Source organism: Streptomyces sp. NPDC031426 (assembly GCF_055581585.1).
Map to the genome: position 1 here is coordinate 26,547 of NZ_JBVIJE010000012.1, position 9,385 is coordinate 35,931.

At 72.2% G+C, this 9,385-nt stretch carries 7 protein-coding genes and 4 pseudogenes; 8 read left to right on the forward strand and 3 right to left on the reverse strand.

Features of this window, described 5'->3' with window-relative positions; all coding sequences use genetic code 11:
- Positions 1-180: 180 nt before the first annotated feature.
- The 5 genes and pseudogenes from ACZ5NH_RS25065 (at position 181) to fdhD (ending at position 3,104) form a co-directional block, all read left to right on the forward strand.
- Positions 181-1,151: pseudogene (locus ACZ5NH_RS25065) on the forward strand (2-dehydropantoate 2-reductase).
- Positions 1,152-1,165: 14 nt separating this feature from the next.
- Positions 1,166-1,429 (forward strand): annotated as a pseudogene (locus ACZ5NH_RS25070) (molybdopterin dinucleotide binding domain-containing protein); the annotation flags it as partial.
- 4 nt (positions 1,430-1,433) lie between these two features.
- A pseudogene (locus tag ACZ5NH_RS25075) lies at positions 1,434-2,071 on the forward strand (NADH-quinone oxidoreductase subunit NuoE family protein); the annotation flags it as partial.
- A gap of 3 nt (positions 2,072-2,074) precedes the next feature.
- Positions 2,075-2,248: pseudogene (locus ACZ5NH_RS25080) on the forward strand (2Fe-2S iron-sulfur cluster-binding protein); the annotation flags it as partial.
- Between the two features lie 7 nt (positions 2,249-2,255).
- Positions 2,256-3,104 carry a formate dehydrogenase accessory sulfurtransferase FdhD gene (gene fdhD, locus ACZ5NH_RS25085; RefSeq protein ID WP_468778224.1) on the forward strand — a complete coding sequence of 283 codons (849 nt, stop codon included), beginning with the start codon at positions 2,256-2,258 and terminating at the stop codon, positions 3,102-3,104.
- Positions 3,105-3,370: 266 nt separating this feature from the next.
- On the opposite strand, the gene ACZ5NH_RS25090 is transcribed toward fdhD, so the two are convergent.
- Positions 3,371-3,898 carry an isochorismatase family protein gene (locus ACZ5NH_RS25090; protein ID WP_468778226.1) on the reverse strand — a complete coding sequence of 176 codons (528 nt, stop codon included), beginning with the start codon at positions 3,896-3,898 and terminating at the stop codon, positions 3,371-3,373.
- Positions 3,899-3,917: 19 nt separating this feature from the next.
- Positions 3,918-4,355, reverse strand: a complete 438-nt coding sequence (locus ACZ5NH_RS25095) for a MarR family winged helix-turn-helix transcriptional regulator (RefSeq protein ID WP_468778228.1) — start codon at positions 4,353-4,355, stop codon at positions 3,918-3,920.
- A 127-nt stretch (positions 4,356-4,482) separates the two neighbouring features.
- On the opposite strand from ACZ5NH_RS25095, the gene ACZ5NH_RS25100 reads away from it, so the two are divergent.
- Both ACZ5NH_RS25100 and ACZ5NH_RS25105 read left to right on the forward strand, forming a co-directional pair.
- Positions 4,483-5,400, forward strand: a complete 918-nt coding sequence (locus ACZ5NH_RS25100; RefSeq protein WP_468778229.1) for a quinone oxidoreductase family protein — start codon at positions 4,483-4,485, stop codon at positions 5,398-5,400.
- Positions 5,401-5,533: 133 nt separating this feature from the next.
- Complete coding sequence (locus tag ACZ5NH_RS25105; RefSeq protein ID WP_468778231.1) at positions 5,534-7,411, forward strand: exo-alpha-sialidase; 1,878 nt, start codon at positions 5,534-5,536, stop codon at positions 7,409-7,411.
- On the opposite strand, the gene ACZ5NH_RS25110 is transcribed toward ACZ5NH_RS25105, so the two are convergent.
- Positions 7,361-8,407, reverse strand: coding sequence for a bile acid:sodium symporter family protein (locus tag ACZ5NH_RS25110; RefSeq protein WP_468778454.1), 1,047 nt, complete (start codon positions 8,405-8,407; stop codon positions 7,361-7,363). The genes ACZ5NH_RS25105 and ACZ5NH_RS25110 overlap by 51 nt on opposite strands.
- A 136-nt stretch (positions 8,408-8,543) precedes the next feature.
- On the opposite strand from ACZ5NH_RS25110, the gene ACZ5NH_RS25115 reads away from it, so the two are divergent.
- Positions 8,544-9,385, forward strand: an 842-nt coding sequence (locus tag ACZ5NH_RS25115; RefSeq protein WP_468778232.1) for a LysR substrate-binding domain-containing protein, incomplete at its 3' end; no start/stop codon positions are given.

Sequence of the window (9,385 nt, forward strand, 5' to 3'; positions counted from 1 at the left end):
GAACGGTATCCGGGAGGCGCTCAACGGTCGCCGCGCGAACCCTTGCCGAGGGTCATTCCATACTGTAGGCAATATTTCGTCGACAGCATTCAGCCGCCATTCAGGAGCCGACGAGCGTCCCGCGTCGGCCCTTCCCCCCGACACCTCCGCGGTATCCCTCAGACCGAACGGAGTGCTCCCGTGAAAGTGGCGGTTCTCGGCGCCGGCGCCATCGGTGCCTACGTCGGAGCCGCGCTCCACCGCGCCGGCGCCGATGTGCATCTGATCGCCCGTGGACCGCATCTGGCGGCCATGAGGCAGCACGGAGTACGTGTGCTCAGCCCGCGCGGCGACTTCACCGCGCACCCCCACGCGACCGACGATCCCGGCGAGGTCGGCCCGGCGGACTACGTCTTCCTCGGCCTGAAGGTCAACGCGTACGCGGCGTGCGGGCCGCTGATCGCACCACTGCTGCACGAGCGCACCGCGGTGATGGCCGCGCAGAACGGCATCCCCTGGTGGTACTTCCACCGGCACGGCGGCCCCTACGACGGCCACCGCCTCGAAAGCGTCGACCCGGACGGCGCGGTCAGCCGCGTCCTCGCCCCCGAGCGCGCCGTCGGCTGTGTCGTCTACGCCGCCACCGAACTCCAAGGACCCGGTGTCGTAAGGCTCTTGGAAGGCACCCGGTTCTCCGTCGGCGAGCCCGACCGCAGCATCTCCCCGCGCTGCCTCGACTTCAGCGAGGCCATGCGGACCGGCGGACTCAAGTGCCCGGTGGAGCCCGACCTGCGCGGGGACACCCGGGTGAAGCTGCTCGGGAACATCTCCTTCAACCCGATCAGCGCCCTGGCCCGCGCCACCATGCGGCAGATGTGTCTGCACGGCGGCACCCGCCGGGTCATCGAGACGATGATGCGCGAGACGCTCTCGGTCGCCGAGGCCCTCGGCTGCACGGTCGGCGTCTCCGTCGAGCGCCGGCTCGCCGGCGCCGAACGTGTCGGCGACCACCGCACCTCACCCTCCAGGACCTGGAGCGCGGCAAGCCGCTGGAACTGGACGTGCTGCTCGCGGCCGTCGTCGAACTCGCGGGGATCACCGGCGTCGAGGTGCCCACCCTGCGCACCGTGCACGCCATCTCGGACCTGCTCGCGCTGAGGAGCGCCGCATGAGGAAACGGCAACCGATGTGCCCGGAGGACGCCGAGCGGTACGGGGTCGTGGTCGGCGAGGAGGTGCGGGTCACCTCGCGGCGCGGGTCGGTGACGGCACCGGTGTGGGTCGACACCGCGCTGCGGCCGGGGCTGGCCTTCATGACCAGGCACTTTCCCGACGAGGTGGACACCAACCAGCTGACGATCGAGGCGAACTGCCCGATCGCGGGGACGGCGGAGTTCAAGGCGTCGGCGATCCGGATCGAGAAGCTCCCCGTCGCGACCATCGTGAGGTGACCTGGTGGATCTGCACTTCGGCGACAGCAAGCCGACGGACGAGGAACGGGCCACCGTGGACGCCCTGCTGGGCCTGCCCGAGTCCTCCTGGGAGGGCGCCGACCGCAGCGACGCCGACCTGAGGTGGGCGCGTGGCGGCCGGGCGGCCCGCAACCGGCGCGATCTGCTGCTGCCGGGGCTGCACGCCCTGAACGACCGGGTCGGCTGGATCAGCGAGGGCGGCCTCGGCTATCTGTGCCGCCGGCTGACCGTGCCGCCGGCCGAGGCCTACGGGGTCGCCACCTTCTACGCGATGTTCTCCGTACGGCCCCGCCCGGTGGCCGTGCTGCACGTGTGCACCGACCTGGCCTGCACGGCCGCCGGAGCCGACGCGCTCCGCACCGGCCTGGAGGAACGTCTCGGCAGCGGGGTGAGCGTCGAACGCAGCCCCTGCCTGGGCCTGTGCGAGCGCGCTCCGGCCGCCCTCGCCGTGCGGGCGGGTGATCCGGTGCGTACCGCGGTGGCGGCGCCGGCGAGCGTGGACGAGGCCGTTCGTGTGGCCGCGGCGCGCCGGACTCGGCGCCGGAGGAGCCGCCGGCGGCGACGGCCGTACCCCAGGCGGGGCAGGAGGGCCTCGTCCTGCTGCGGCGGGTGGGTGTCGTACGGCAGACGCGGACGTCCACGGTGTGCGCGTACTGCGGAGTGGGCTGCACCCTCACGCTCCATGTGCAGGACAATGAGATCGTGAAGGTCACCTCGCCGCACGACAACCCGGTGACCCACGGCAATCTCTGCATCAAGGGCCGTTTCGGCTACCAGCACGTACAGAACCGGGGCTGATCAGGACATGGGACGAGTCACGGAACGACGCAAGGTCCTCCGCATCCGGGACGGGGCGCTGTCCACCCGGCCGGACACACTCGTCGCCGAGGAACCCCTGGAGATCCGGCTCAACGGAAAACCGCTCGCGATCACCATGCGCACACCGGGCGACGACTTCGCGCTGGCGGCGGGGTTCCTGGTCAGCGAGGGCGTGCTGGCGACCGCGGACGATCTGCAGAACATCGTCTACTGCGCGGGTGCGACGGCGGACGGCTCGAACACCTACAACGTGGTCGACGTGAAGACCGCACCCGGAGTCGCCCTGCCGGACTTCACCCTGGAGCGGAACGTCTACACGTCCTCCTCGTGCGGTCTGTGCGGCAAGGCCAGCCTGGACGCCGTACGGACGACGGCCCGCTTCCCGATCGCCGACACTCCCCCGGTCCGGCTCACCCCGGAGCTGCTGGCGAGCCTCCCCGACCGGCTGCGGGCGGCCCAGCGGGTGTTCGACCGGACCGGGGGCCTGCACGCGGCGGCGCTGTTCACCGAGGACGGCGAGCTGCTGGACGTACGGGAGGACGTGGGCCGGCACAACGCGGTCGACAAACTGGTCGGGCGGGCGCTGCAGAGCGGCGATCTGCCGCTGTCGAGGGCGATCCTGCTGGTCTCCGGGCGGGCCTCGTTCGAGCTGGCGCAGAAGGCGGTGATGGCGGGCATCCCGGTGCTGGCGGCCGTGTCGGCGCCGTCGTCGCTGGCGGTGGACCTGGCCGCGGAGACGGGTCTGACCCTGGTGGGCTTCCTGCGGGGCAGCTCGATGAACGTGTACGCGGGCGAGGACCGCATCGCCCTGCGGGAGTCGGCCGCCCGGGGCTGAGGGTCCTCCTCGCGGCACGGCGGCGGAGCCCGGGCCGGCGGGGAGCGCCCCCCGCGCCCCCGGGCCCCGCCTCAGCCGAGGGACTGCGCCGCTGCGACGAACGCCTTGATCAGGGGTGAGCGGCGGCCCGCCGCCCAGGCCGGTGGCCGGGAGCATCGCCAGGCGGACTCGTGGTACAGGGCCGCAGCTCCAAGCCCTCCTCGGGGAGCGGGGTGCGTACATGGCTGGGTGGTGGTTGTGGACGGGAGCAGGACGCTGGTGCGAGGTCAGGCGGGGGTGAGGCGTGTGCCGGCGGCGGTCACCACCGTGCCGAGCCGGGGGAAGTCGAGGCGTACGGACGCCTCGTGCTCGGCGGCGGTGAAGGCGGCCATGGCGTCCTCGACGAAGACGAGCTCGTAACCGAGGTCGGCGGCGGCGCGGGCGGTGGACTCGACGCCGAGGTTGGTGGCGATGCCGCCGAACACCAGGGTGGTGACGCCGCGTTCGCGCAAGTGCTCGTCCAGGCCGGTGCCCTGGAAGGCGCCGATGGTCCGCTTGACCACCTCCAGGTCGCCGGGTCCGGCGAGACCGGGCACGAGTCCGCTGCCGGGCGGCTGTTCGGCGACGGCGGGGCGTTCGACCCGGACGAGGACGACGGGTGCCCCGGCGGTGCGGAAGGTGTGCGCCAACTCCTGTGCGCTGGCCAGCACTTCGGTGCCTTTGCGGGGTTCCAGGGGCAGCGCGACGATGCGTTCCATCAGGTCGACGAGGACCAGGGCGGTGCGCTGCGGGTCGAGGACGGGGGCTGCGGTCATGACGGAACGTTAGCCGCCGTCAGCCGTCCGTGCCGGAAATCCGGATCAACAGGCCCATGAACTGATCGCGTTCGGCGGCCGACAGCGGGGCGAGCAGCTCGGCGTTGGCCTCGCGGGCGGCCTTCTCGCAGCGCGCGAGGAGGCGGGCGCCGTCGTCGGTGAGGGACACGGCGTTCTTGCGCCGGTCCTTGGGGTCGGGGGCGCGCAGGACATGGCCGGCGGACTGCAGGTCGTTGAGCACGCCGACCAGGTCCTTGGGGTCCAGGCCCACGCTGCGGCCGAGGTCGGCCTGGGCGACGGGCTGGAGGTCGCGGACGGCGGAGAGGACCACGTGGTGCCACATCTTCTGCCCCTCGGCCGCGAGGGCGTCGGCGACCAGGGAACGGCCCCGGGCGGCGGCGCGGCCGAGGAGCCAGCTGGGCAGGGAGCGGATCGCGGGCAGGGGTGCTTCGGCCATGGCGGCAGCCTAACGGAGAAATCGTTGGAGCTCCCAATGAATCTTCGCTATCGTTGGGACTCCCAACGAGTTCGTAGATCCCCGACGACCGAGACGCCGGCGTGCCCGGTGTGTGGAGGTGTGTGCGATGCGTCGCGTCCGATATGAATCCACCGGCGGCCCGCTGTTCCTGGAGGAGGCGCCCGTCCCCGAGCCCGGCCCCGGGGAGCTGCTGGTGCGCTGCGCGGCCATCGGGGTCACCCTGCCCGTGGTCCGCAAGGTCACCGAGGCCGCCGAGCCGATCGCGCTCGGCGGCGAGATCGCCGGTGAGGTGGTGGGGGTCGGCGAGGGCGTGACCCGCTTCCGGCCGGGCGAGCAGGTGACCGGGCTGTGCTTCGGGCACGGGTACGCCGACTTCGCCCTGCTGCCCGAGGCCATGGCCTCCCCGATACCGGACGGCGCCGACGCCGTGGACGCGGTCGCGCTGGTGCGCAGCGGCCTGGTGGCGCTCGGTGCGCTGGCGGCGGCGCGCCCGGTGCCGGGCGAGGCGGTGCTGGTCACCGCGGCGGCGAGCGGGGTCGGCCACCTGGCGGTGCAGCTGGCGCGGGCGCGGGGGGCGGGGCGGGTGGTGGGGGCCGTGTCCGACCCGGGCAAGGCGGAGTTCGTCCGCTCGCTCGGCGCGGACGACTGTGTTCGGTATGGCGACGACGACTGGGGAGACCCCGTCGACTGCGTCCTGGACGCCGTCGGCGGTGAGCTGCTCACCCCCGCCCTCGCCGCCTTGGCCCCGCACGGCCGCCTCGTCGCCTACAGCTCGGGCGGCGGCACCATCCGGGCGTACGACCTGCTGGTGGGCGCCAAGTCGGTGATCGGATTCCAGATGGCCCTGATCGCCCGTGGTCGGCCGGATCTGTACGAGCAGTGGCGCCAGGAGCTGTGGCGGCTGTTCACCGAAGGCACCCTGAAGCCCGCCGTGCACGCTGGGTTCGCGCTGGAGGACGCGGCGAGGGCACATGACGTGATCGAGCGGCGGGCCAATCTGGGCAAGGTCGTGCTGTGCCCGTAGGCCCTCCGCGGGCTCCATGTGCTGCACGCTTCTTGTGAGGCGACCTGGCCCGAACTACCTTCGATGGGGTGCACGTTGGACATGGGATGTCCGCATGTCCAGATGTCCGGCCGATGAAGGGCAAGGTCGCACCATGCCGTCAGGTCTACGCGCCCGCCTCAGAGCCGTATTCGCCACCGCCCTCACCACGGCGGCGCTGCTCCTGGTGCCGCTCGCAACCCCCCACCCCGCACATGCCCAATCCCCCGCAGGCGACCCCGAGTTCGAGCAGCAGATCCTCTTCAAGGCGTCCCAGGACCCCGGGTACGCCTGCTTCCGCATACCGGCGATCGTGAGGACGACCGACGGCACCCTGCTGGCGTTCGCCGAGGGCCGGGTCCTCAACTGCGGAGACGCCGCCGACATCGACATCGTGCTCAAGCGCTCCACCGACGGCGGCCGCACCTGGGGCCCGTTGCAGGTGGTCAACGAGGGCGCCGGTGACACACACGGCAACCCGGCGCCGATCGTGGACCGGGAGACGGGCCGGGTCTGGCTCGCGGAGACGTACAACACCGGCCGTACCGACAGCGCCAGTTGCTCGGTCCCCTGCGACCGCACCCCGCACCTCCAGTACAGCGACGACGACGGCCGGACCTGGTCCGTGCCGCGCGATCTGAGTCCGGAGATCCTGCCCGCCGGCTGGAACTCCTGGTACGCGACCGGGCCGGCGCACGGCATCCAGCTCACCAAGGGCCGGTACGCGGGCCGGCTGGTCTTCGGGGTCAACACCGAGACCTGGGACGGCAGCCGGGTCACCGCCAACCACGCGGCGCTGATCGTGAGCGACGACCACGGCGGCCACTGGCGGATCGGCGCCACCGACACCTGGCCCATCGCGGACGACGGCACCTTCCGGCAGAAGCCGTCCGAGCTGACCCTCGCCGAGCGCGGCGACGGCTCGATCCTGGTCAGCGGCCGGGAGCAGGACGGCACCGACCTCGGCCACCGCACCCAGGCGGTCAGCCGCGACGGCGGAGGCAGCTTCACCGCGCCCTTCCACGACCTGCCCGACCTGTACGCCCCACAGGTCCAGGGTTCGATGCTGGGCCTCGGCGACCGCATCCTGCTCGCCTGCCCCGCCGACCCCGACCGGCGGCGCACGATGCTGATCCGCTCCTCCTACGACGGCGGCCGCACCTGGGACAGCGTGGACCGCGGCACGGTCGTCACCACGGACTGGTCCGGCTACTCCGACCTGGTCCGCGCCGACACGGACACGGTGGGCCTGATCTACGAGGGCGGCGCGGTCGACGCGCGCGAAGAGATCCGCTTCGCCCGCTTCACCGAGGACTGGCTCGTCCCGCGCCGGGGCCCCGACCCGGTCACCGCCGACCTGGCCCCGCACGCCCGCCCGGCCGCGGTGCTCGGCGGCGCCGAGGAGACGGACGGGGTCTTCGGCGGCGCGTTGCGGTTCGACGGCACCGACGACGCCGTACGCCTGCCCTTCCGCAGCGAGCTGCCGCTGGGGACGAAGGACTTCACGGCGTCTTTGTGGTTCCGGTACACGGCCACGACCGGGGAGCAGCCACTGCTGTGGATGGGCGGGATCGGAACCACCCAGCCGCAGGTGTGGGTGCGGGGGGAGCCGGCGAACAACCGGATCCAGGGGCTGATCACGGTCCGGAACGGGGCGGTCGCGCCGCAGACCACCTACGTGCGCACGGACACCGCGTACAACGACGGGCAGTGGCATCACCTGGTGCTGCGCCGGGGCCGGGGCCGACTGTCGTTGTTCGTCGACGGTACCGAGAAGTCCGTCGCCGACATCCCGGGGTCGGTCAGCCGTAACTCCCCCTTCGGCGTGCACATCGGTCAGCGCATGGACAGCCGGGCCTTCTTCACCGGCGCCATCGACGAGGTGCACGTCTGGGACCGGGCGCTCACCGACGCGGAACTGGCGGACCCGAAGGCGCTCAGGTCATCGAAGGACACGGTCCTGTGGCTGCCCCTGGACCGGGTGAGGGGCTGACGCGTCGGCGCCGGCGCCCGGGGCCTCCTGCGGGTCCCGGGCCCGGCGCTTGGCGATGACCGCGCACACCATCAGCTGCATCTGGTGGAACAGCATCAGCGGCAGCACGGCGAGCGAGGCGTGGGCACCGAACAGGACACTGGCCATCGGGAGCCCGGAGGCGAGGGACTTCTTCGACCCGGCGAACTGGATGGCGATCCGGTCCTCCCGGCCGAAGCCGAGCGCCTTGCCGCCGTACCAGCTCAGCAGGAGCATCACGGCGAGCAGGGCGGCCTCGACGACGAGCAGCCCGCCGAGCCGGGCGGGGCTGACCTGGTGCCAGATGCCCCGGGTCATGCCCTCGCTGAAGGCGGTGTAGACGACCAGCAGGATCGAGCCGCGGTCGACCAGCCCGAGCACCTTTCTGTGCCGGGCGACGAAGCTCCCGATCCAGCGCCGCAGCACCTGCCCCGCAAGGAACGGCACCAGCAGCTGGAGCACGATCTTGACCAGCGAGTCGGCGGAGAACCCGCCGCCGCTGTTGCCCAGCAGGCCCGCCGCCAGCAGCGGGGTGACGACGATGCCGATGAGAGAGGAGAAGGAGCCCGCACAGATCGCCGCAGGCACGTTTCCGCGGGCGATCGAGGTGAACGCGATCGACGACTGGATCGTGGACGGCACCAGCGTCAGGAACAGCAGGCCCTGGTAGAGCGGCTGGGTCAGCAGCACCGGAACCAGACCGCGCGCCGCCAGCCCGAACACCGGGAACAGGACGAACGTGCAGACCAGCACGGTCGCATGGAGCCGCCAGTGGCGCAGCCCGTCCAGCGCCTCCCGGGTGGAGAGCCGGGCGCCGTAGAGGAAGAAGAGGAAGGCGATCGCGGCGGTCGACGCGCCCGAGGCCACGTCGGAGGCGGTGCCCCGGGCCGGCAGCAGCGCGGCCAGGCCGACGGTCCCGAGCAGCAGGACGATGTACGGGTCGATCGGCATCCAACTCGGCCAGCGCAGGCGTTTCACGGTGCTCCGATTCATGTGCGTTCGTTCGCGGGCCCGTAGGCCCCCGTCCATCGTCCTCCTCGAACCGCTGATCGGGAATCCCATACACCACTCTGACTGTCATCATGATGCGCGATATCCGGCTAGGCTGCCTGTCGTGTACGACGCCACGCAGTTGCGCACCTTCCTCGCTGTGGCCCAGACGCTGAGCTTCACGCAGGCCGCGCGCCGGCTGGGGCTGCGCCAGTCCACGGTCAGCCAGCATGTGCGCCGGCTGGAGGACGCGACCGGGCGGCAGCTGTTCAGCCGGGACACCCATTCGGTGGAGCTGACCGAGGACGGCGAGGCGATGCTGGGCTTCGCCCGCCGGATCCTTCAGGTCCACGAGCAGGCGACGGCGTTCTTCACCGGCACCCGGGTGCGCGGCCGGCTGCGCTTCGGCGCGTCCGAGGACTTCGTGCTCACCCGCCTGCCGGAGATCCTGGAGGCCTTCCGCTACGACCATCCGGAGGTCGACCTGGAGCTGACCGTGGAGCTGTCCGGCACCCTGCACGAACGACTGGCCGCCGGGAAGCTGGACCTGGTGCTGGCCAAGCGGCGCCCGGAGGATCCGCGGGGCGAACTGGTCTGGCGCGACGACCTGGTGTGGATCGGCGCCGAGCGGCTGCGCCTGGACGCGGACCGGCCGGTCCCACTCATCGTGTATCCGCCACCCGGCATCACCCGGGCCCGCGCGCTGGAGGCGCTGGAGCGCGAGGGCCGCGACTGGCGGATCGTGTGCACCAGCGGCAGCCTCAACGGACTGATCGCGGCGGCCCGCGCCGGGCTCGGCGTGATGGCCCACTCCCGGCACCTGATCCCGCCCGGCCTGTTCCGCCTGCCGGACCGTGCCGGGCTGCCCGAGCTGGGCAAGGTCGACTTCGTCCTCGTCCACGGCCGACACCGGGGCACGGCGGAGGAAGCGGCGAACGCGCTGGCCACCGCCGTCCTCGCGGGCGG

What these genes read in the sequence shown, in the direction of transcription:
- ACZ5NH_RS25100 (WP_468778229.1), top strand. Translation starts at nt 4,483, where the DNA reads ATGCGTCGCGTCCGATATGAATCCACCGGCGGCCCGCTGTTCCTGGAG.
- ACZ5NH_RS25095 (WP_468778228.1), bottom strand. Translation starts at nt 4,355, where the DNA reads ATGGCCGAAGCACCCCTGCCCGCGATCCGCTCCCTGCCCAGCTGGCTC.
- fdhD (WP_468778224.1), top strand. Translation starts at nt 2,256, where the DNA reads ATGGGACGAGTCACGGAACGACGCAAGGTCCTCCGCATCCGGGACGGG.
- ACZ5NH_RS25090 (WP_468778226.1), bottom strand. Translation starts at nt 3,898, where the DNA reads ATGACCGCAGCCCCCGTCCTCGACCCGCAGCGCACCGCCCTGGTCCTC.
- ACZ5NH_RS25105 (WP_468778231.1), top strand. Translation starts at nt 5,534, where the DNA reads ATGCCGTCAGGTCTACGCGCCCGCCTCAGAGCCGTATTCGCCACCGCC.